Below are 22,356 nucleotides of genomic sequence, written 5' to 3'. Positions count from 1 at the left end.
CCCCCCAAATCCCTGTCGAATTCCGGCCAGCGTGTTTGACGGGGCGCCTGAGATCAAAAGCGAGATCAAGATCAAGATCAAGATCACGATCAAGAGCGGCTCGCTTCGCATCGTGGTTAGCGTTGGTTGCTAGAGGGTTGTGTAAATACCTATGTATAAGGAGAGGCGCATCAGTCGTAGATGACTTTCTTCTTCCACTCGGCGTCGGCGTCGACCACTTTGAGGCCTTCGGTCAGTTCGTTGACTTCGTCTTCGGCCGGCTTGCTGTTGGTCAGTACCGTGGAGTTGGCGCGGGCCAGTTGGCCTTCCAGCTGTTGCAGCTGTGCGCTGTAGATGACCGGTTCAGGCTGTTTGCGCAGGTACTGCACGCCACGTTCGAATGCCAGGCGCGCCTGGCCTGGCTGGCCTTGTTGCAGGGCGTGCTGGCCGAGGTTGTTGAAGAACTCGATATGCAGCAACACCAGGATATGGCGGATTTCCTTGATCCAGTGCTTGGCTTCGTTGGCCGGCAGGAAACCATCTTGTGCGGCGCGGGTGACCTGGCCATGCAGGGCTTCGAGCAGGAAGCGCACGTCCTTGGCCTTGGCTTCGGTCTGGATCGGCGCGGGTGGGTTGTTCACCGGGATCGATTCGCCCTGAGCCACCAGCGTGTTGAGTTCGGCGATGCGGGCCTTGATGGGGGCGCTGGTCTTGTTGAGGTTCAACAGGCGCTGGTTGACGTTGAGTTCCAGTCGGGTAAGCAACAACTTGAGCGCCGGGGACATCAACTGGCCGGGGAAGGTCTCGGTGATTTCACCGCAACGGCGCAGGCGATCGTTAAGCTCGATCTCGGTGCGCTTCTTTTCCAGCTTGTTGTTTTCCACCACGTGGTTCATATAGCCAATGGCGATCAGTATTACGATCCCGGCTATTACCAGCAGGGTGATCATGAGTGGTGTCACCGGTGTGACCTCTTTATAGGGTTTACAGTGGAGTGTAGTGACTGGGCCATCCGGCGGATAGGGCTGATCGACCAGTTGCCCAGGTAGTTTGCTTCTCTATAGATAGGCGTCCGTTACATGGATGCACATTGCCATCATTTGTCGGAGCGAACTATAGCGCCTTGTCGGACGCCAGAATATAGGCGCCAAAGCCTGGGCGGGCACAATCCTCCCATAAGCCCGGAAAGCAGGGCGAAGTCATTGATTTAAATAAATTTATCCTTGGGGGTTGACGACCTTTCAATCCATCCATAGAATGCGCGCCACTTACAGCGTAAAGCACACAGCGAAACGCGGTAGGGAGTGAATGTTGTACGTGTGTCCCCTTCGTCTAGTGGCCTAGGACACCGCCCTTTCACGGCGGTAACAGGGGTTCGAGTCCCCTAGGGGACGCCAATATGCGGGAATAGCTCAGTTGGTAGAGCACGACCTTGCCAAGGTCGGGGTCGCGAGTTCGAGTCTCGTTTCCCGCTCCAAATTTAAGCGGTATTGCCTTCGGGTGGTACTGAGTGAAACCAGGGCATAATCTTCGGATTTAATCTCTGGACACTGAAATACACACCATGTGTTTCAGTTGTGTGTCCCCTTCGTCTAGTGGCCTAGGACACCGCCCTTTCACGGCGGTAACAGGGGTTCGAGTCCCCTAGGGGACGCCATTTGCGGGAATAGCTCAGTTGGTAGAGCACGACCTTGCCAAGGTCGGGGTCGCGAGTTCGAGTCTCGTTTCCCGCTCCATATTCAACGAAAACGCCGATCAGTGATGATCGGCGTTTTTGTTTGCGTGGGATTTATGCCGGACGAAAAAAGCCCGCCATCGCGACGGGCTCATTCGGCTATCAGAGCTTCGGCAACTGCCCGATACGCCCCATCATTTCAGTAACGATCTGCAGGTCCAGCAAGAACTGGTCGACGGTCTTGAACTCTTTATTGGTGTGGCCGGTGTACTTAACGTCGAGCCTGGCCAGGCCGAACTGCACGCCATTGGGCAGGTCATGCACGGAAGTTGAGCCGGCAGAGGCGCCGAATTTTCGCTGCATGTCGAGGTTTTCGCTGGCGACGTCCAGCAACGCCTTGACCCACTCACCCTCAGGGTCGCGGAGCATCGGTTCGGTCATTAAGTAGTCCAAGTCCATTGCAATGGCGTTCTTCGTGCTCCAGGCGCCCAACTTGTCGGCAATCTCGGCTTTCAGCACGTCCAAGCGTTTTCCCTTTGGTACGCGTAGGTTGACCATCAGCGTGAAGGTCTTTTCATCCATGCCGATAAAGGTCAGTGATGTAGTCAGAGGCCCCATGAATGCATCCGAAAAGCCAATACCCAGTTTGCCTCCCAGATAATCCAGCCCCCAGTTGTCGGCAGCGTAGCGCGCGGCATCGGAAATATGGTTTTGCTTGAGTGCGATGTTCCCGTCCAGGCTGTGGATGAAGCCCAACATCCTGGCGACGGGGTTCACACCGGATTCGGGTTCTGATGAATGCGCAGACACGCCGGTAACGGTCAGTTGGACTTCCTTGCCGACGACTTGGGCGATTATGTTGAAATTATCGCCATTGCGCCTCGCATATTCGTTACCCGCCTTTTGCAGGCGGGCTGCCAAGTCAATCGGATTTTCCCCCACCAGTATGGCAACCGAGGTCGGCGGGATCTGGTTGGCGGCGAGGCCTCCGGTCATGGAGATGATTTCGGCGCCGTCGCCCTGTGCAGTACGTCGGGCAAAGTTCGCGGTGACAGTGCCATAGCCTTTTTCGGCAATGACCACCGGATAACCGCCATCCAGAGCCACGTTGTAGTGGGGCGTCGGGTTGCGTTCAAAGTAGTAGGCGATTGCATCGCCGGCGATTTCCTCAGTGGTATCAACCAGCAGCTTGAAGTTTCTCGCCAGCGGTAGCCGCTCCTCCTGGATGACCTTCATGGCGTAGAGCGCCACCACGATGCCGTTCTTGTCGTCCTCCGTGCCTCGGCCATACAAGCGGTTGCCGACCTGGGAGACCTTGAAGGGGTCGAGCCGGGTGCCGTCTTCCAATACCCAGTCTTGCGGGTTGGCAGGCACGACGTCGGCATGCGCGTGAATGCCCACGATTTCATCGCCGGCGCCGTTGAGCGAGACCTCGAAAACGCGGTTGTCGATGTTGCGAAAGGAGAGGTTGAATGATTCTGCCAACGTCTTGAGTGTGTTGCCCATCTTGATGAATTCGGGGTTATCGTGCTGGGCAACACCCTCCACACGAAAGGTCGGAATGGCCACCAGTTCGCGCAGGGTGCCCATGGCGGCGTCGCCGTACTTCAATCGGGCATAGAGGCCAAGCAGGCGATGAATCTGGTTTTGCTGCGCGGTGGAAAGTGCCTTGCCGTCAAGGAAACCGCTGATTGCCGCGCCGAGGTCGCTGCTCATGGGGGGGGGCACTCACGCCCAGCTGTCTCAGGAACTCACGGAAGTCAGTGGGCGATGTCTCACTGAAGTGCGTGAGGATGGCGCGGCTTTGTTGCGGGGAAATATTGGCCTGTACGGGCAGGGTGAATGCTGCAAGGGGGACTAGCAGGGCAGCGATGAGCAGGTGCTTAAGTGATGACTTCATTGTTGTGGCACTCCTATCTTCGTAGGCAGTTGAGGTTGCCTGCCGAAGCTAACACCGTGAGGTAGAAGGAGAGCTGCTCAAAACAAAATGAGATATTTCCTACGAGCGTCTTACCCATGCAAAAACGCCGCTCGGTCACGGGCGGCGTTTTTGTGTGTGCGCAGCCAGGCAGCCAACGCGATGGACCCGCCAGGACGGCGGATCCGAGGGGGCTCAGAGCTTCGGCAATTGCCCGATGCGGCCCATCATTTCGGTAACGATCTGCAGGTCCAGCAAGAACTGGTCGACGGTCTTGAACTCGTTGTCGGTGTGCCCGGTGTATTTCACTTCCGGGCGCGCCAGGCCGAATTGCACGCCGTTGGGCAATTCATGCACGGAGGTCGCACCGGCCGAAGTGCCGAACTTGTGTTCCATGCCCAGGTTTTCGCTGGCCACCGCCAATAGGGCTTTGACCCATTCACCTTCCGGGTTGCGGTACATCGGCTCGGCGACCGAGTAGGTGAAGTCCACCTTGACCTTGGTTTTCTTGTCCCAGGCGCTCAGTTTGTCGGCAATCTCGGCCTTGAGCTTTTCCGGGGATTTTCCCTTCGGCACGCGCAGGTTCACCGCCAGCTTGAACGCTTTGTCATCCAGGCCGACAAACGTCAGCGAGGTGGTCAGCGGGCCCATGAACGCATCGGAAAAGCCCACGCCCAATTTGCCGCCCAGGTAATCCAGCCCCCAGTTGTCGGACGCATACCGTGCCGCATCGGTGATGTGGTTGTGCTTGAGGGCGATCTTGCCGTCGAGGCTGTGGATCAGTTCCAGCATGCGCGATACCGGGTTGACTCCGGATTCCGGCTCGGACGAGTGAGCAGACACGCCGGTGACCGTCAGTTTGACGTGCTTGCCGTCGACCTTGGCGGCGACTTCAAAATCACCGCCGTTGCCTTTGGCATATTCAGTCCCGGCCTTTTGCAGGCTGGCGGCCAATTCCGCAGGCTTGTCGCTTACGAACGTGGCAACGGATGCCGACGGAATCTGGTTGGTCGCCATGCCACCGGTCATCGAGATGATTTCCGCGCCTTTGCCTTCACTCTTGCGCCGCGGGAACGTCGCCATCACCGTGCCGTAGCCTTTCTCGGCAATCACCACCGGGTAGCCGCCGTCCAGTGCCAGGTTGTACTGCGGTGTCGGGTTCTTTTCGAAGTAATAGGGAATGGCGTCGCCGGAGGTTTCCTCGGTGGTGTCCACCAGCAGCTTGAAGTTGCGCGCCAGCGGCAGCTTCTCTTCCTTGATCACCTTCATGGCATACATGGCCACCACGATGCCGTTCTTGTCATCCTCGGTGCCCCGGCCGTACATGCGGTCGCCGATCAGCGTGACTTTGAACGGGTCGAGTTGGGTGCCGTCCTTCAGCACCCAATTCTCCGGTGTCACTGGCACCACATCGGCGTGGGCGTGGATGCCGACGACTTCGTCGCCGCTGCCTTCCAGGGAGATTTCGTACACGCGGTTATCGATATTGCGGAAGTTCAGGTTAAAGGCCTTGGCCAAGTCCTGAATCTTGCTGGCGATCTTGATGAATTCCGGGTTTTTGTACTGTGGTAGACCGTCCACGTTAAAGGTCGGGATTTCCACCAGCTCGCGCAGCGTCTCAGTGGCGGCCTTGCCGTATTTCACTCGGGTGTAGATGCCCAGCAGGCGATTGATTTCGTTCTGCTGGTCGGCGCTCAAGGATTTGTTATCAAGGAAGGCACTGATCGCTGGGCCCACATCGCTGGTTTTGCCCAGATCGCCCTTGGCCAGGGTACCGAGGAAACCCCGAAAGTCGGTGACGGACGTTTCGTTGAAACGCTTGATGATTGCCGTGCTTTGCTCTGCGGTGATGTTGGCGAAAGCGGGGCTGGTGATGGCTGAGAGGCTCGCCGCGAACAGGGTGGCCGCGGCCAGTTGCTTGAGTGGAAAGTGCATTGCTGGAGGCATTCCTTTGCAGGTGGTGAGTAGGGTGTTTCTGATCGAACTATCAGAAATATTTCCACACACTACCACTCTGAAGGAAAGGGGTGGGAGATCTGAATGAAGGAAATATCCTACTTTTCATGCGAAAACGCCGTTCATTACGAACGGCGTTTTTACCGCTTACTGTGGCACCCGATACAAGGTCTGCTTGAATGTTCCATCGGGCTGTGGCTCGGAAGTTACCGACGACAAGGGAGGCACACGCCTGGCAGCGCATCAGCCTTTCCCTGGGAGGGCTCGCTCATCACACACAGATAAGGTGTCGTCTCAGTCGATCTCGTAGCGCACCGACAGCGCACCCTTTTTCTCCGACATCGCGAGGATGCTGACGCGGCCCAGCTCGCCCAATGTTTGCACATGAGTTCCGCCGCAGGCGTACGCGGGGAGTTCGCCGAAGCCCACTTGGCGGGTGCCGTCTTCCAGGTTCATGTGGCGCGGGTAGTCTGCGGCGATCCATTGGTTGACCTGCTGCTGGATCGTCTCGGCCTCCATCGCCTGCGCGGCTTCGCCACGGATGAAGGTGATCTTGCCTTCGCCGGGCCAGTGATGGGCTTTGATCGGCATCCAGCCCAAGGTTTCGCCCACGTTGCCGATCAAATGCCCGGCAGAATGCAATCGGCTGTGCAACGCACGGCGTTGTTCATCGACCCGGGCTGTGATTGGGCCAAGCTCCAGCGGGCGGTCGACGTAGTGCACCACGCGATCGGCTTCCTGGGTCACGCGCAGCACTGAACTCTCACCGAGCCAACCAGTATCGAAAGGTTGCCCACCGCCCTGTGGGTGAAAAATCGTCGACTGCAGGATGACCGCAAACTGGCCCTCATGGTGTGTGCAACTCAGCACTTCCAGCTCGGCAGTCAGGTGGTCGTGGGTGAAAAACAGGCGCTCGGTCATGATCTACATCCGCATCAGGGTTCTGCGGGCAGTATAAATAGTGCGTACATCGGTGATAATCCACTCAACTATCAATGGACCTGTGCACCATGAGCATCAATCTACCGTTGTCGCTGTTGGGCGAAATGGCGATTTTCGTCAACGTGGTGGAAGCCGGCAGCTTCTCCGAGGCCGCTCGGCAGATGGGCGCGTCGCCTTCATCGGTGAGTCGCAGTATCTCGCGCCTGGAGAAGGCCCTGGCGACACGGTTGCTGCAGCGCACCACGCGCAAGTTGCGCCTGAGCGAGGGCGGGGAAGAGGTGTTCAAGCGTTGCCAGGAGATGGTCAACGCCGCGCGTTCGGTGATGGAGATCAGCGGCCAGTTCAACCCTGAAGCCGAAGGGCTGGTGCGGGTCAGCGTGCCCAAGGCGGTGGGGCGATTCGTGGTGCACCCGCATATGCCGGAGTTCCTGCGGCGTTATCCCAAGGTGGACGTGCAGCTGATTCTGGAGGATCGGCAGGTGGACATGATTGATGACAATGTCGACCTCAGCATCCGCATCACTGACAGCCCGCCGCCGGGTTTGGTCGGTCGGCAGTTGTTGCCCATCGAGCATCTGTTGTGTGCGACGCCGCAGTATTTGGCGGAGCACGGTACGCCGAGCCACCCCCATGATTTGCTGGAGCACAGTTGCATCTATCTGGGAGAAACGCCGGGGGATTCCCGCTGGAAATTTCGCCAGGCCGGCAAGGCTGTGACGGTCTCAGTGCGCGGGCGGTATGCGGCGAACCACACCGGTGTGCGGCTGGATGCGGTGTTGCAGCATGTGGGGATTGGCAGCTTGCCGTACTTTACGGCGCGGCATGCATTGGAGGAGGGGCGGTTGGTGCAGGTGTTGCCGGCGTGGGACTTTATTGCGTCTTACCATGGCGAGGCGTGGTTGCTGCATTCACCCACGCGGTATTTGCCGCCGAAGTTGCGGGTGTTTATCGATTATCTGGTGGCGTGTATGGCGCGCGAACCGACACTGCGTGGGGTGAGCGGGCTTGTCGAATCGTTGCACGGCCCGCGCCGGGGTTCGAAGCGGCCCTAGAACAGGCAACTGAGATCTGACTAGGTGTTGGCAATGGGGCTGCTACGCAGCCCAGCGCGGGGCAAGCCCGCTCACTGCAGATAGCCGCGACGTGATGTTCTGCTGATCAGTGCTTGCTCTGGTCGTCCGGCATGGCCAGCAGCTGTTTTTCCTGGTTCCAGTCGAACGGTTCGTCGTTCTGTTCGGCTTCGAAGCGACGCTCTTCCAGGGCCTGGTACAGGTCCAGTTCTTCATCGGGCATGAAGTGCAGGCAGTCACCGCCAAAGAACCACAGCAGGTCGCGCGGCACCAGGTGGGCAATTTGCGGGTAGCGCAGGATGACCTGGCTCATCAGGTCCTGGCCCAGGTACTGGCTTTCGATCGGGTCGATCGGCAGCAGGGCGCGCAATTCGTCGAAACGCTCCAGGAACAGCGAATGGCTTTCCTCGGGCACCTGTTCGGCTTCGCCGACGGCAACCAGGATGCTGCGCAAATGGTCGAGCAAGACGAGATGATCGGCAACGACGTTGGACACGAGATAAGTCCTCTAAAGCAAAAACGGGCGCGAGAGTATATGCCTCTCGCGCCCGTATTTATATGACCGCCTGTATCAGCGGACTTTACCCTCAGCCTGGGTCAGCTCTTCCTTGCTGAAATCATCCACGTCGATCACCTTGCGCCGCGCTGCTTCAGCGTCACGCAGGGTTTGCGCTTCGGCGGGTTGCAGCACGCCGGCGTGCAGGGCCGCATCGATGGCGTGTTCCCCGGCCGTCGGTTTGACCTGGCCGCTTTTGAGCGCGCTGTGCAGTTTCTTCTGCAGCGGATGGCTGGCGCCGAGCAGGTCGTAGGCATGTTGCAGGGCGCCCACCGGGTCCTCCACGGACTGCGGGCGGTAGCAGCCGGCCAGCAACTCTTCCAGGGTCGGATCGCCTTTGGCGCGGCCGATCACCGCCGCCACTTCGGCATCCAGCGCATCGGACGGCCCGGTATGGCGACGCCCGAACGGGAACACGATGACCCGCAGCAGGCAGCCCAGTACCTTGTTCGGGAAGTTGCTGAGCAGTTCATCCAGGGCACGTTCCGATTCGCCGAGGCTTTCTTCCATGGCCCAGGCGAACAGCGGTTCCAGGTGGTCCGGTGAATTTAGGTCGTGATAACGCTTGAGTGCCGCCGAGGCCAGGTACATATGGCTCAGCACATCACCCAAGCGTGCCGACAGGCGTTCGCGGCGCTTCAACTCGCCACCCAGCAGCATCATGCTCAAGTCGGCCAGCAGCGCAAACGCGGCAGCCTGACGGTTGAGTGCGCGGAAATAACCCTGGCTCAAACGGTTGCCCGGCGCCTTCTCGAAATGACCCACGCCGAGGTTCAGCACCAAGGTGCTGGCGGCGTTGCTCACGGCGAAGCCGATGTGTTGCATCAACAGGCCATCGAATTCCTTCAGCGCCTGATCATGGTCTTCGCGACCGGCCAGGGCCATTTCCTTGAGCACGAACGGATGGCAACGGATCGCGCCCTGGCCGAAGATCATCAGGTTGCGCGAGAGGATATTCGCGCCTTCAACGGTGATGAAGATCGGCGCGCCTTGCCAGCTGCGACCCAGGTAGTTGTTCGGGCCCATGATGATGCCCTTGCCGCCGTGCACGTCCATGGCGTGGCTGATGCACTCGCGACCGCGCTCGGTCAGGTGGTACTTGAGGATCGCAGACAGCACCGAGGGTTTTTCCCCCAGGTCCACGGCATTGGCAGTGAGCATGCGCGCACTGTCCATCAGCCAGGCGTTGCCGCCAATACGCGCAAGCGCTTCCTGGATACCCTCGAAGGCCGACAGAGGCACATTGAATTGCTCGCGCACCTGGGCGTATTGGCCGGTCACCAGGCTGGTGAACTTGGCCGCGCCGGTGCCAACCGCAGGCAGGGAAATCGAACGGCCCACGGAGAGGCAGTTCATCAGCATCATCCAGCCCTTGCCGAGCATTTCCTGGCCGCCGATCAGGAATTCCAGGGGAATGAACACATCCTTGCCGGAATTGGGACCGTTCATGAACGCGGCGCCCAGGGGCAGGTGGCGACGGCCGATTTCTACACCCGGGGTGTCGGTCGGGATCAGCGCCAGGCTGATGCCCAGGTCTTCCTCTTCGCCCAGCAGGTGGTCCGGGTCATGGGCCTTGAAGGCCAGGCCCAGCAGGGTCGCGACCGGGCCGAGGGTGATGTAGCGTTTTTCCCAGTTCAGGCGCAGGCCGAGGGTTTCCTTGCCTTCCCATTCACCTTTGCAGATCACGCCGGTGTCGGGCATGGCGCCGGCATCGGAGCCGGCCAGCGGGCCGGTGAGGGCAAAGCAGGGGATGTCATCGCCACGGGCCAGGCGCGGCAGGTAATGGTTACGCTGTTCGTCGGTGCCGTAGTGCAGCAGCAGCTCGGCCGGGCCGAGGGAGTTGGGCACCATCACGGTCGAGGCCAGGTCGCCGCTGCGGGTGGCGAGCTTCATCGCGACCTGGGAGTGGGCATAGGCGGAGAAGCCCTTGCCGCCATATTCCTTGGGAATGATCAGGGCGAAGAAACCGTGAGTCTTGATGTGTTCCCAGGCTGCGGGCGGCAGGTCCATGGCCTGGCCGATTTCCCAGTCGCTGACCATGGCACAGAGTTCTTCGGTCGGGCCGTCGATAAACGCCTGTTCTTCTTCGGTCAGTTGGACCTTGGGGTAGGCCAGCAACTTGTCCCAATCGGGGCGACCACTGAACAGCTCGCCGTCCCACCACACGGTGCCGGCGTCGATGGCGTCGCGCTCGGTCTCGGACATCGGTGGCAGGACTTTCTGGAACCAACTGAACAGCGGCTTGGTGAAGTATTGGCGGCGCAGGTCGGGGAGCAGCAGCGGCGCGGCGACAACGGCAATCAACACCCAGAAGATCAGCAGCAGCCAACCCGGTGCGTGGCTCCAGGCACCCATCGCCAGCAGATAGACAGCCACCACGCCCAGGGCGGGCAGGGGGGCGACGCGGCGGTGCGCGAGGTAGGCAATGCCGACCACCAGAACCAGTATCCACAACAACAGCATATTCAATCCTCCGTGAAACCAGGGGCGAAACCACCAGGGAGCTTAGTCGGCATCCGAGCAAGCGGGGTGATCAGGGTGTTACAAGTTGTACTGGGAGCACCTGGCAGCAGGCGCCGACATTTGGCCGAATCGTCGTTATCTCTGTGGCAGACCTGTCGTTAAACTCCAGGCTTCCCCCGGAGATCACGCTCATGGATACGTACCTGAGTCCCAGCCGCTTCATCGATAGTGACCACCCTGCGGTGGTGGAGTTCGCCGAAAAACATCGCGGAACCCGCGCGGCTGCAAGTGACCAGGCAGTCAGCCTTTACTATGCCGTGCGTGAGGCGATTCGCTACAACCCCTACACCTTCAGCCGTGATCCCGACACCTTGAACGCCAGCTTCGCCCTGGCCACCGGCGAAAGCTATTGTGTGCCCAAGGCCACCTTGCTTGCCGCATGCGCCCGCCACTGCGGTATCCCGGCGCGCATCGGCCTGGCGGACGTGCGCAATCATTTATCGACGCCGCGCCTGCTCGCCTTGCTCAAGAGTGATGTGTTCGCCATGCACGGCTACACCGAACTGTACCTGCATGATCGTTGGGTCAAGGCCACGCCCGCGTTCAACCAGCAACTGTGCGATGTGTTCGATGTACCGCCGCTGGCGTTCGACGGGATCAACGACAGTGTCTTCCACGCGTTCAACCGCCAGGGCCAGCGTTCGATGGAATACGTCATCGACCACGGGCAATTTCCTGACGTGCCCGAGGCGTTTTTCTTCGCCCATATCCGGCAGTGTTACCCGCACCTGTTTGCCGAGGACATGCCGACCCTGCTGGGTGATCTGCAGAGCGATTTAAGCCGCGCGTGAACCGGCGTATGCTGCTGCGTTCATCCAGCCATGTTCATCAACAATAAAGGCGCGGTCATGCTGAAAATCTGGGGTCGTAAAAATTCATCAAACGTCAGGAAAGCACTGTGGTGCGCCGAGGAACTCGGCCTGGACTATGAAGCAATTGATGCGGGCGGGGCTTTTGGTGTGGTCGACACGCCGCATTACCGGGCGTTGAACCCCAACGGTCGGGTGCCCATGATCGAGGACGGCGACTTTGTGCTGTGGGAGTCCAACACCATCGTGCGCTACCTCTGCGCCAAGCAGGCTTCGAGCTGGTATCACGGTGACCTGAAGGCCCGCGCCAGCGCGGAAAAGTGGATGGACTGGACCACCTCGACCTTCGCTGAACCGTTCAAGACCGTGTTCTGGGGCGTGCTGCGCACCCCCGCGGAAAAACAGAACTGGGACAGCATCCACGCCGGTCGCCAGGCCTGTATCGATGTGCTCAAGACGGTTGACCAGGCACTTGCCACACAGCCGTATCTGTCGGGTGAAGAGATCGGCATGGGCGATATCCCCTTGGGCAGCTTCATCTACGCCTGGTTTGAAATGCCTATCGAACGGCCTGCAATGCCCCATCTAGAGGCCTGGTACCAGCGCCTGCAACAACGGCCGGCCTACCGCAAAGCGGTGATGACTGCGTTGACTTAATACCCACTATTAATACGGGTGACTGTACTTGTGCGGCGCGGGCAAGCACCATGCCCGTCATGCGCCGCCGTTGAACTACCTGGGCTGCGCCCTCATCTACTCTTTCTATTCCCTTCTTTTGGTGCGTAATCCGATATGAGTTCCGCTCTGTCCATCCGGCAGCTAACCAAAACCTACGGCAACGGTTTCCAGGCCCTGAGTGGTATCGATCTGGACGTTGCCGAAGGTGACTTCTTCGCCTTGCTCGGCCCTAACGGCGCCGGCAAGTCCACCACCATCGGTATCCTCTCCACGCTGGTCAACAAGACCAGCGGCACGGTGAATATCTTCGGCCATGACCTGGACAAATCCCCGGCGGCGCTCAAGCGTTCGATCGGCGTGGTGCCCCAGGAATTCAACTTCAACCAGTTTGAAAAGACCTTCGATATTGTTGTGACCCAGGCGGGCTACTACGGCATCCCGGCGAAAGTCGCCAAGGAACGCGCCGAGCAGTACCTGACCCAGTTGGGCCTGTGGGACAAGCGCGATGTGCCTTCGCGTTCGTTGTCCGGCGGCATGAAACGCCGCCTGATGATCGCCCGCGCACTGGTGCACGAGCCGCGCCTGTTGATCCTCGATGAGCCCACCGCCGGCGTGGACATCGAGCTGCGCCGTTCGATGTGGACCTTCCTCACCGAGTTGAACGAGAAGGGCATCACCATCATCCTCACCACCCATTACCTGGAAGAGGCTGAGCAGCTGTGCCGCAACATCGGCATCATCGACCACGGCACCATCGTCGAGAACACCAGCATGCGTAACCTGCTGGGCCAGTTGCATGTGGAAACCTTTTTGCTCGACCTGAAGAACAACCTGTCGGTGGCGCCGCAATTGCTCGGCTACCCGAGCCGTCTTGTCGACAGCCACACCCTGGAAGTGCAGGTGGACAAAGCCATGGGCATCACCGCGTTGTTCACGCAGTTGGCGACCCAGAACATCGAAGTGCTGAGCTTGCGTAATAAAACCAATCGCCTTGAGGAGTTGTTCGTGTCCCTGGTGGAGAAAAATCTGGCGAAGGTGGCGGTATGAGTTCCGAACTGCAACCCAACCTCGTCGCGCTGCAAACCATCGTTTACCGCGAAGTGAAACGCTTTACCCGGATCTGGCCGCAGACCCTGCTGCCGCCCGCGATCACCATGGTCTTGTACTTCGTGATCTTCGGTAACCTGATCGGCCGGCAGATCGGCGACATGGGTGGCTTCACCTACATGGAGTACATCGTGCCGGGCCTGATCATGATGTCGGTGATCACCAACTCCTACGGCAACGTGGTCTCCAGCTTCTTCGGCAGCAAGTTCCAGCGCTCCATCGAAGAACTGATGGTGTCGCCGGTCTCGCCTCACACCATCCTGATCGGGTACACCTTGGGTGGCGTGCTGCGTGGTTTGATGGTCGGCGTGATCGTGACCCTGCTGTCGCTGTTCTTCACGCACCTGCAGGTGCATCACCTCGGGGTCACCATTCTGGTGGTGGTGCTGACGGCGACGATCTTCTCGTTGCTGGGCTTCATCAACGCCGTGTTTGCACGCAACTTCGATGATATTTCGATCATCCCGACGTTCGTGCTGACGCCGTTGACCTACCTGGGCGGGGTGTTCTACTCCATCACCCTGCTGCCACCGTTCTGGCAGACCGTGTCGCTGGCCAACCCGGTGTTGCACATGGTCAACGCCTTCCGCTACGGCATCCTGGGCGTGTCGGACATCAAGATCAGCGTGGCGATCACGTTCATGTTGGTGGCGACCGTGGTGCTGTACATCGGCTGTGCGAAGCTGCTGGTGAGCGGGCGCGGGATGCGTACCTGACTCAACGGATGTACGCGGTCAAAAATGTGGGAGGGGGCTTGCCCCCGATAGCGATCTGTCAGTCACTCATGCACTGACTGATCCACTGCTATCGGGAGCGAGCCCCCTCCCACATGTGTATTGGCGTAACGTCAGGAATTGAGTGCCAGTTCGATCAGCCCATGCAGCGCTTCCACCGTCAGCGGCTCGGTCGAGAACAGAATGCGAAACACTGTGGGTGCTGCGATCAGGTTGATCAAATGGTCCACGCTCGGTGGCGCCGGGTCCGGATAGCGATCGACAATCGCCTGCAACTGCCCACTCAAGATGCTCACGCAGTACCCCGGCGTGATCATGCACTGCAGGTCGCGCATCATGTTGCGCCCCGGCTCCGAACTCATTTCATCCAGGTATTGCTCGGCCCAGGCCTGCAAATCACCGCGCAGGCTGCCGGTGTTGGCCGGCTCGCTGTCGGGTCGCATGCGTGCCAGGGCCACGTCCGCGAGCAGCACGGAGAGGTCGCCCCAGCGTCGGTAGATGGTCGACGGCGTGACGCCTGCGCGCGCGGCAATCATCGGCACGGTGACGCTGGAACGCTCATGGGTTTCCAGCAGTTCACGCACCGCCGAATGGACGGATTCTTGTACCCGGGCACTGCGGCCCCCCGGGCGAAGGCCTTCTTTTATCGCCATGTTTGTGACCTTAACACAAAGAATTTGCTTTAAGCGCTGACGGGTAGCACACTCTGCAAAAGCAAAATATTAGCTTTAGCGGAGCGTGCGCATGTCCAGTCCTGTTTCCCATCGTTCCAGCCTGGTGTTCCTCGCGATCACCTTGCTGACCTTCCTGGCCGCTTCCAGCGCGCCGACGCCGTTGTACCACCTGTATCAGGAAGGCCTGCATTTTTCGGCGGGCATGCTCACGCTGATTTTCGGTGTCTACGCCTTGAGCCTGCTGGCGGCGCTCTTGACCGTCGGTTCATTGTCGGATCACCTGGGGCGCAAGCCGGTGATTTTTGCCGCACTGGTCCTGGATATGCTGGCGATGCTGCTGTTTATCCACGAAGACAGCGTGGCCTGGCTGATTGCCGCGCGGACCTTGCAAGGGTTTGCCACCGGCATGGCCACCGCCGTGTTGGGCGCGGCACTGCTCGACACTGATCGCCAGCAAGGCCCGCTGGTCAACAGCGTGGCACCGCTTTTGGGTATGGCGTGCGGGGCGATGGGCAGCAGTTTGTTGGTGGAGTTCGCGCCATTGCCGACCCAGTTGATCTATTGGACGTTGCTGGCCTTGATGCTGTTGCAGGCCCTCTATGTATGGCGCCTGCCGGAAACCGTGGGCCGTATCCCCGGTGCTCTGGCGTCGCTGCGTCCGACCTTGCACGTACCGCCCCAGGCGCGCCGGGCGTTGTGGCTGTCGTTGCCGGTGGATGTGGCGGTGTGGGCGATGGGCGGGTTCTACCTGTCCCTTGCGCCGTCGCTGGTGCGGGCGGCCACCGGGTCGACCTCCAACCTGATCGGTGGCGGCCTGGTGGCAGTGTTGACCCTGAGCGGCGCGCTGATGATTTTTACCCTGCGCAATCGCCCGGCCGATAAGGTATTACGGCTCGGCGCCGGGTTGCTGGCCATCGGTGTAACGCTGATCCTCACGGCGGTGCACAGCGCCAGCCTGCCATTGTTCTTCATCGCCACCCTGATCGCCGGCAGTGGCTTTGGCGCGGGTTTCCTCGGCGCCTTGCGCAGTGTGGTGCCGCTGGCGTTACCCCATGAGCGGGCGGGCTTGATGTCGGCGTTCTATGTGCTGAGCTACCTGGCGTTCTGCCTGCCCTCATTGTTGGCGGGGAACCTGATTCGCAGCTTTGGCCTGATCGCGACCACCGACGGCTACGGTGCAGTCCTGATCCTGTTGTCCCTCGGTGCGTTGATCGCATTGCTGCTGCAGGATTCGGCGCGGGTCAGGGCGACGACAGGCGGCTGATGGGTAATAATCGGTGCCCCGTATTGTCCTGATCGAGATTCAAGCATGAAGATCATCCGCAGCAAGGACTTCACCGGCAGCCGTGCCTGGGAAGCGCTGGACATCGCCACTATGAATGGCATCACCACGCGCCTGCACTGGACCGACCAGCCCTATCGCTGGCATATCAATGACGGCGAAGAAGTGTTCGTGGTGCTGGATGGCCGGGTGCACATGCATTACCGCGACAATGGCTTCGAACGGGTGGCGGAGTTAGAAGTCGGAGACATCTTCTATGCCAGTGTCGGCACCGAGCATGTGGCCCATCCCCAAGGGCAGGCGCGCATTCTGGTGATCGAATGCGAAGGCAGTGTTTGACGCTATATTGGCAAAGTAGATAACAGATAGAGATATTACCCGTTATATAGATATTCGATACGGTTCTACCATGGTCTCAACCTCATGCGAGGAAGAGGATTGCCATCATGACCTGCTCGAATACCCTCAGCTATAAGCCTTTCAGTCACCTCACCCGTCCACGGGAAGTGATCCGCCAGTTCACACCGAACTGGTTTGCCGCCACCATGGGCACCGGCGTGCTGGCGCTGGCCCTGGCGCAGCTGCCGGCCCCTCTGCCAGGCGTGCACGCCATCGCCGAAGCGCTGTGGTTTTTCACCCTCGGCCTGTTTGTGCTGTTCAGCGGGTTGTACGCAGCCCGTTGGGTGATGTTTTTCCACGAGGCGCGGCGGATTTTCGGGCACTCCACCGTGTCGATGTTCTTCGGCACTATCCCCATGGGGCTCGCGACGATCCTCAACGGCTTGCTGTTATTCGGCCTGCCGCGCTGGGGCGCCGACGTGATACCGCTGGCCGAGGCGCTGTGGTGGTTGGACGTGGCCATGGCCGTGGCCTGCGGCGTGCTCATCCCGTTCATGATGTTCACCCGCCAGGAACACAGCATCGACCAGATGACCGCCGTCTGGCTGCTGCCCGTGGTCGCCGCCGAAGTCGCCGCCGCCAGCGGTGGGCTGCTGGCACCGCACTTGGCGGACGCGCATTCGCAGCTGGTGATGCTGGTGACCAGCTACGTGCTGTGGGCGTTTTCCCTGCCGGTGGCGTTCAGCATCCTGACCATCCTGATGCTGCGCATGGCCTTGCATAAACTGCCTCACGCCAATATGGCCGCGTCGAGCTGGTTGGCGCTGGGTCCCATCGGCACGGGGGCGCTGGGCATGTTACTGCTGGGGGGCGATGGGCCGGCGATCTTCGCGGCCAATGGCCTGCCGGGTGTCGGTGAAATAGCCAACGGCCTCGGGCTGGTGGCGGGCATTACGCTGTGGGGCTTTGGCCTGTGGTGGATGCTGATCGCGGTATTGATCACCCTGCGTTACCTGCGCGCCGGTATCCCGTTCAACCTCGGCTGGTGGGGGTTTACCTTCCCACTCGGGGTGTATGCCCTGGCCACGCTCAAACTGGCGAGCCTGTTGCACCTGGCGTTTTTCAGTGTGTTCGGCAGCGTGCTGGTGGTGGCGTTGACGCTGATGTGGCTGATCGTCGCCAAGCGCACCGTGCAGGGCGCCTATAAAGGTGAGCTTTTTGTTTCACCGTGCATTGCGGGACTAGCGAATAAGTAAGCAGGATTAGGTAAAGTCGTGGCCTGAATGCTTTTACAAAAAAATAGGCCACGCAGGAACACGGACGATGAGCCACCCCTCGCAATTCACTTTGCTGCGCACACGGCGTTTCCTGCCGTTCTTCATCACCCAGTTGCTGGGGGCTTTCAACGACAACATCTTCAAGCAATCACTGATCCTCGCCATTCTCTACAAGCTCACCCTCGACGGTGAACGCTCGATCTGGGTCAACCTCTGTGCGTTACTGTTCATCCTGCCGTTCTTCCTGTTCTCGGCCCTGGCCGGGCAGTTTGGCGAGAAATTCAACAAGGATGCGTTGATCCGCGCGATCAAGATCGGCGAGATTGTGATCATGGCCGTCGGCGCGACGGGCTTCCTGACCAACCACCTGGAACTGATGCTGCTGGCGCTGTTTGCCATGGGCACGCACTCGGCACTGTTCGGCCCGGTGAAGTACTCGATCATGCCCCAGGCGTTGCACGACGATGAGCTGGTCGGTGGCAACGGCCTGGTGGAAATGGGCACGTTCCTGGCGATCCTGGCCGGCACCATCGGCGCCGGGATCATGATGTCGTCCACTCATTACGCACCGGTGGTGTCCGTGGCGATTGTCGGCGTGGCGGTGTTGGGTTACCTGGCCAGTCGCAGTATTCCGCGCGCGGCGGCGTCGACCCCGCAACTGCGCCTGAACTGGAATATCTTCAGCGAATCCTGGGCCACCCTGCGCCTGGGCCTGGGGCAGACGCCCGCCGTTTCGCGCTCCATCGTCGGCAACTCGTGGTTCTGGTTTGTCGGCGCGATCTACCTGACCCAGATCCCGGCGTACGCCAAAGAGTGGTTGTACGGCGACGAGACGGTGGTGACGCTGATCCTTACCGTGTTCTCGGTGGGTATCGCGCTGGGTTCGATGCTCTGCGAAAAACTCTCCGGCCGTAAGGTCGAAATCGGCCTGGTACCGTTCGGTTCATTCGGCCTGACCGTGTTCGGTCTGTTGCTGTGGTGGCACTCCGGCGGTTTCCCGCAGAACGTGCAGGCCAACGACTGGCTCGCCGTGCTCAGCTATGGTCAGGCCTGGTGGGTGTTGTTCGATATCCTCGGCCTCGGTGTGTTCGGCGGTTTCTATATCGTGCCGTTGTATGCGCTGATCCAGTCGCGTACCGCCGAGAACGAACGTGCGCGCGTGATCGCCGCCAACAACATTCTCAATGCGCTGTTCATGGTGGTCTCGGCCATCGTGTCGATCCTGTTGCTGAGCGTGGCCAAGCTGTCGATCCCGGAATTGTTCCTGGTGGTGTCGCTGCTCAACATCGCGGTCAACACCTACATCTTCAAGATCGTCCCCGAGTTCACCATGCGTTTCATGATCTGGCTGCTCAGCCACTCCATGTACCGCGTGGAGCATCGCAACCTGCAGGCGATCCCGGACGAAGGCGCGGCGTTGCTGGTGTGCAACCATGTGTCGTTTGTCGATGCATTGCTGATTGGCGGCGCGGTGCGTCGGCCGATTCGCTTTGTGACGTACTACAAGATCTATCGTTTGCCGGTGCTTAACTTCATCTTCCGCACCGCTGGGGCGATTCCGATTGCGGGGCGCAACGAAGACATCCAGATCTACGAAAAAGCCTTCACGCGTATCGCGCAGTATCTGAAGGAAGGGGAGTTGGTGTGCATCTTCCCGGAGGGCAAATTGACCGCCGATGGCGAGATGAACGAGTTTCGCGGTGGCGTAACGCGGATTCTGGAAGAGACGGCGGTGCCGGTCATTCCGATGGCGTTGCAGGGGTTGTGGGGAAGTTTCTTCAGCCGCGATCCGAAGAAGGGCTTCTTCCATCGCATCTGGTCGCGGGTGGTGTTGGTGGCGGGTGAGCCGGTGGATGGGCCGACACCTGCCAGGTTGCAGGAGTTGGTCGGTGGGTTGCGGGGGAGTGTCAGGTAGTGTTGGTTTTGGCTATACCGGCCTCATCGGGGGCAAGCCACCTCCCACATTTTGATCTGTGAATACATTCAAAAGGTGGGAGGGGGCTTGCCCCCGATGGCAAGAGTGGCTCAGGTGCTGATCTTGAGCCCAATCAGCCCACAAATGATCAACGCCACACTGGCCAGCCGAAACAACGCCATAGACTCGCCAAACAGGATAATCCCGGCAATCACGGTGCCTACCGCGCCCACGCCGGTCCAGATGGCATAGGCGGTGCCGAGTGGCAGTTCCTTCATGGCCAGCCCGAGCAGGCCGAGGCTGACGGCCATGGCGGCAATCGTCAGGGCGGTGGGCAGCGGCTTGCTGAAACCGTCGGTGTACTTCAGGCCGACGGCCCAGCCGACTTCAAACAGACCGGCAAAAAACAGAATGATCCAGGACATGATGACCTCCTAATATTAGGTGGGGTCGTCCCCGGATTAGGCGCTTGAGAGCGTCGCGGGGTCGTCCCCGCGAAGCCCGGTAGAGTGCCGAAAAGTGCTCGGCTGATCAAGTTTGCGGCGTGTTCTCCAGGGCCCGACGGTCTTCCTTTTCGCTCATGCGACGGAAGTAAGTCGACAGCAACGCCCCGGAAATATTGTGCCAGACGCTGAACAACGCACTCGGCACCGCCGCCAGCGGTGAAAAGTGCGCGCTGGCCAGCGCGGCGCCCAACCCGGAGTTCTGCATGCCCACTTCCAGTGCCAGCGACTTACGCTGCGCCAACGGCAGCTTGAACACGCGGCCGGTGAAGTAACCCAGCAGGTAACCGAAGCTGTTGTGCAGCATCACCACGGCCATGATCAACAGGCCCGACTCGGCGATCTTCGCCTGGCTGGCGGCGACTACCGCCGCGACGATGATCACGATGCTCACCACCGACACCAGTGGCAGCACGTCTACCGCGTGGCGAACCCGATCACCGAGCACGCGTTGTGCCAGTACGCCGAGCACGATCGGCAGCAGCACCACTTGCAGGATCGACCAGAACAACTCCATGAACGACACCGGCAGCCAGGCCGAGGCCAGCAGCCAGATCAACGCCGGGGTGAGCAACGGGGCGAGGAGGGTGGTGACGGCGGCGATGGCCACTGACAGCGCCAGGTCGCCCCGGGCCAGCCAGGTCATCACGTTGGACGAGGTGCCGCTTGGGCAGCAACCGACCAGGATCACACCGACGGCAATTTCCGGCGGCAGGTGAAAGGCCTGGCACAGCAACCAGGCCACGCCCGGCATGATCACAAAATGTGCGACCACGCCCAGCGCCACGCGCCATGGATGGCGGGCGACTTCGGCGAAGTCATCGAGTTTGAGGGTCAGCCCCATGCCGAACATCACCAGGCCCAGCAACGGGACGATGGCGCTTTTGAGGCCGATGAACCAACCGGGTTCGAGGAAGGCGACGACGGCGAAAATCAACACCCAGTAGGCGAAGGTGTTGCCGACGAAGCGGCTCAAGGCGGCGAGTGCACGCATGGGGGTGTCCTTTATTGTTCGATTTTTGAGTGGCCAATGCGATCAAATGGGGGAGGGGGCTTGCTCCCGATTGCGGTGTGTCAGTCAGCCTATTCATGGCTGATTCACCGCAATCGGGAGCAAGCCCCCTCCCACATTTTGATTTTCACATGGTTTAGATGCCCTGCGGCGTCTCTTCACCGCCCAGTGCTTCAACCAACGCCGGCAGGAAGTCGCCGAACGTCAGCATCATCAGGGTAAAGCTCGCGTCCAGTTGGCCCAGGGCTTCTTCACCGCCGTCCTGTTCCGCCTGGTCTTGCAGCAGGTCTTCGAACTTCAGACGCTTGACGGTCATCTTGTCGTCGAGCATGAAGGACAGCTTGTCCTGCCAGGCCAGGGACAGTTGGGTCACGACTTTGCCGGTGGTCAGGTGCAGCTGGATTTCTTCGCTGGTCAGGTCCTGGCGCTTGCAACGCACGATGCCGCCGTCTTCGTGGGTGTCGCGCAGTTCGCATTCGTCGAGGACGAAGAAGTCATCGGCCGGTTTCTGGGTGGTGACCCAGTCGGTCATGATCGCTGTCGGCGCGGTTTTCACCGTCAGTGGGCGAACCGGCAGGGTGCCGATCACTTCACGCAGGGTCGACAGCAGGTCTTCGGCGCGTTTCGGGCTGGCGGAGTTGACCAGGATCAGGCCTTGTTTCGGCGCGATGGCGGCGAAGGTCGACGAACGACGGATAAAGGCGCGCGGCAGGAAGGCCTGGACGATTTCATCCTTGATCTGGTCGCGTTCCTTCTTATAGACCTTACGCATTTGCTCGGCCTCGATCTCTTCGACTTTCTCTTTGAGTGCGTCACGCACCACGCTGCCCGGCAGGATGCGTTCTTCCTTGCGCGCGGCGATCAGCAGGAAGTCACCGCTGACGTGAACCAGGGGAGCGTCTTCACCTTTACCAAAAGGTGCGACGAAACCGTAAGTGGTCAACTCTTGGCTTGCACAAGGGCGCGCCAGTTTGGTGGCCATGGCCGCTTCCAACGCCTCGGCATCAACAGGCAGATCTTGGGTCAGGCGATAGATAAGCAGGTTCTTGAACCACATGGGGTGAGTCTCTCCTTTATACAAAGGGGGGCATTATTCTCTTGATCACGCCCCAGGCCAACCCTGCCTAAGCCATTGGAAGCTATCAAAAAAAAGATTTAAGAAAGTGCTTGCCAGACCCTGGGTCGCTCCGTAGAATGCGCGNTGTCACGCCGGGGGTCGCGGGTTCGAGTCCCGTCCGCTGCGCCATATTCGGTTACCTGGAACGCTGAACGCCAGGTCACCACAGAAAGCCCGCTCAATGAGCGGGCTTTTTGCTGTCCGGGATATGGAAAAAATCGCGCGGTAAACTTTTTTTAAATAAAGTACATTTAAATCAAGACATTACGATTTTTTGGTGTATGATGCGC

General features: G+C 59.9%; 18 protein-coding genes, 4 tRNA genes and 1 pseudogene. 13 read left to right on the top strand and 10 right to left on the bottom strand.

Annotated features, from left to right (window positions below):
* Positions 1-170: 170 nt before the first annotated feature.
* Positions 171-941 (bottom strand): hypothetical protein, encoded by a 771-nt coding sequence (locus AO064_RS02495; RefSeq protein WP_012723124.1) that lies wholly within the window; start codon positions 939-941, stop codon positions 171-173.
* 359 nt (positions 942-1,300) lie between these two features.
* On the opposite strand from AO064_RS02495, the gene AO064_RS02490 reads away from it, so the two are divergent.
* The 4 genes from AO064_RS02490 (at position 1,301) to AO064_RS02475 (ending at position 1,715) form a co-directional block, all read left to right on the top strand.
* Positions 1,301-1,376 (top strand) — tRNA-Glu (locus AO064_RS02490).
* Positions 1,377-1,380: 4 nt separating this feature from the next.
* Positions 1,381-1,456, top strand: a tRNA-Gly gene (locus AO064_RS02485).
* 104 nt (positions 1,457-1,560) lie between these two features.
* Positions 1,561-1,636: transfer RNA gene (locus AO064_RS02480), tRNA-Glu, on the top strand.
* Between the two features lie 3 nt (positions 1,637-1,639).
* A tRNA-Gly gene (locus AO064_RS02475) sits at positions 1,640-1,715 on the top strand.
* Positions 1,716-1,816: 101 nt separating this feature from the next.
* Here AO064_RS02475 and AO064_RS02470 read toward each other — a convergent pair.
* The 3 genes and pseudogenes from AO064_RS02470 to AO064_RS02460 all read right to left on the bottom strand — a co-directional run bounded on the left by AO064_RS02470 (position 1,817) and on the right by AO064_RS02460 (position 6,449).
* Positions 1,817-3,554: pseudogene (locus AO064_RS02470) on the bottom strand (dipeptidase).
* Between the two features lie 213 nt (positions 3,555-3,767).
* Complete coding sequence (locus AO064_RS02465; protein ID WP_064052283.1) at positions 3,768-5,507, bottom strand: dipeptidase; 1,740 nt, start codon at positions 5,505-5,507, stop codon at positions 3,768-3,770.
* Positions 5,508-5,822: 315 nt separating this feature from the next.
* Positions 5,823-6,449 carry an alanyl-tRNA editing protein gene (locus tag AO064_RS02460; protein ID WP_064052282.1) on the bottom strand — a complete coding sequence of 209 codons (627 nt, stop codon included), beginning with the start codon at positions 6,447-6,449 and terminating at the stop codon, positions 5,823-5,825.
* A gap of 89 nt (positions 6,450-6,538) precedes the next feature.
* On the opposite strand from AO064_RS02460, the gene AO064_RS02455 reads away from it, so the two are divergent.
* Entirely contained in the window at positions 6,539-7,522 is a 984-nt protein-coding gene (locus tag AO064_RS02455; RefSeq protein ID WP_064052281.1) for a LysR family transcriptional regulator, read from the top strand.
* A gap of 106 nt (positions 7,523-7,628) precedes the next feature.
* Here the strand turns inward: AO064_RS02455 and AO064_RS02450 are convergent, their stop codons facing one another.
* Positions 7,629-8,036 (bottom strand): PA2817 family protein, encoded by a 408-nt coding sequence (locus AO064_RS02450; protein ID WP_010211653.1) that lies wholly within the window; start codon positions 8,034-8,036, stop codon positions 7,629-7,631.
* 75 nt (positions 8,037-8,111) lie between these two features.
* Complete coding sequence (locus AO064_RS02445) at positions 8,112-10,559, bottom strand: acyl-CoA dehydrogenase (protein WP_064052280.1); 2,448 nt, start codon at positions 10,557-10,559, stop codon at positions 8,112-8,114.
* Positions 10,560-10,750: 191 nt separating this feature from the next.
* Here AO064_RS02445 and AO064_RS02440 point away from each other — a divergent pair, with 191 nt between their 5' ends.
* The 4 genes from AO064_RS02440 to AO064_RS02425 all read left to right on the top strand — a co-directional run bounded on the left by AO064_RS02440 (position 10,751) and on the right by AO064_RS02425 (position 13,929).
* Positions 10,751-11,410 (top strand): transglutaminase-like domain-containing protein, encoded by a 660-nt coding sequence (locus AO064_RS02440; RefSeq protein ID WP_012723131.1) that lies wholly within the window; start codon positions 10,751-10,753, stop codon positions 11,408-11,410.
* A 57-nt stretch (positions 11,411-11,467) separates the two neighbouring features.
* Positions 11,468-12,085 (top strand): glutathione S-transferase, encoded by a 618-nt coding sequence (locus AO064_RS02435; protein WP_064052286.1) that lies wholly within the window; start codon positions 11,468-11,470, stop codon positions 12,083-12,085.
* Positions 12,086-12,220: 135 nt separating this feature from the next.
* A complete protein-coding gene (locus AO064_RS02430) occupies positions 12,221-13,153 on the top strand; it encodes an ABC transporter ATP-binding protein (protein WP_014717781.1) in 933 nt (310 codons plus the stop codon).
* Entirely contained in the window at positions 13,150-13,929 is a 780-nt protein-coding gene (locus AO064_RS02425; protein ID WP_012723134.1) for an ABC transporter permease, read from the top strand. The genes AO064_RS02430 and AO064_RS02425 overlap by 4 nt, the downstream gene beginning before the upstream one ends.
* A gap of 131 nt (positions 13,930-14,060) precedes the next feature.
* Here AO064_RS02425 and AO064_RS02420 read toward each other — a convergent pair whose 3' ends face one another.
* Complete coding sequence (locus tag AO064_RS02420; RefSeq protein WP_064052279.1) at positions 14,061-14,600, bottom strand: TetR/AcrR family transcriptional regulator; 540 nt, start codon at positions 14,598-14,600, stop codon at positions 14,061-14,063.
* A gap of 91 nt (positions 14,601-14,691) precedes the next feature.
* On the opposite strand from AO064_RS02420, the gene AO064_RS02415 reads away from it, so the two are divergent.
* The 4 genes from AO064_RS02415 (at position 14,692) to AO064_RS02400 (ending at position 19,434) form a co-directional block, all read left to right on the top strand.
* Positions 14,692-15,885, top strand: coding sequence for an MFS transporter (locus tag AO064_RS02415; RefSeq protein WP_043205041.1), 1,194 nt, complete (start codon positions 14,692-14,694; stop codon positions 15,883-15,885).
* 45 nt (positions 15,886-15,930) lie between these two features.
* Positions 15,931-16,242 carry a cupin domain-containing protein gene (locus tag AO064_RS02410; protein WP_012723137.1) on the top strand — a complete coding sequence of 104 codons (312 nt, stop codon included), beginning with the start codon at positions 15,931-15,933 and terminating at the stop codon, positions 16,240-16,242.
* Positions 16,243-16,349: 107 nt separating this feature from the next.
* Entirely contained in the window at positions 16,350-17,498 is a 1,149-nt protein-coding gene (locus AO064_RS02405) for a TDT family transporter (RefSeq protein ID WP_064052278.1), read from the top strand.
* Between the two features lie 67 nt (positions 17,499-17,565).
* Positions 17,566-19,434, top strand: coding sequence for an MFS transporter (locus tag AO064_RS02400; protein WP_064052277.1), 1,869 nt, complete (start codon positions 17,566-17,568; stop codon positions 19,432-19,434).
* A gap of 110 nt (positions 19,435-19,544) precedes the next feature.
* Here the strand turns inward: AO064_RS02400 and sugE are convergent, their stop codons facing one another.
* The 3 genes from sugE to rdgC all read right to left on the bottom strand — a co-directional run bounded on the left by sugE (position 19,545) and on the right by rdgC (position 22,006).
* Positions 19,545-19,859, bottom strand: a complete 315-nt coding sequence (gene sugE / locus AO064_RS02395) for a quaternary ammonium compound efflux SMR transporter SugE (RefSeq protein WP_010211634.1) — start codon at positions 19,857-19,859, stop codon at positions 19,545-19,547.
* A gap of 106 nt (positions 19,860-19,965) precedes the next feature.
* Positions 19,966-20,931, bottom strand: a complete 966-nt coding sequence (locus tag AO064_RS02390; RefSeq protein ID WP_012723140.1) for a bile acid:sodium symporter family protein — start codon at positions 20,929-20,931, stop codon at positions 19,966-19,968.
* 154 nt (positions 20,932-21,085) lie between these two features.
* A complete protein-coding gene (gene rdgC, locus AO064_RS02385) occupies positions 21,086-22,006 on the bottom strand; it encodes a recombination-associated protein RdgC (RefSeq protein ID WP_064052276.1) in 921 nt (306 codons plus the stop codon).
* Between the last annotated feature and the right edge of the window lie 350 nt (positions 22,007-22,356).

This window comes from Pseudomonas marginalis (assembly GCF_001645105.1).
Lineage (GTDB): Bacteria > Pseudomonadota > Gammaproteobacteria > Pseudomonadales > Pseudomonadaceae > Aquipseudomonas > Aquipseudomonas petroselini.
Note: the sequence above shows the minus strand (reverse complement) of the source record. Positions and strands in the feature narration are given on the sequence as shown.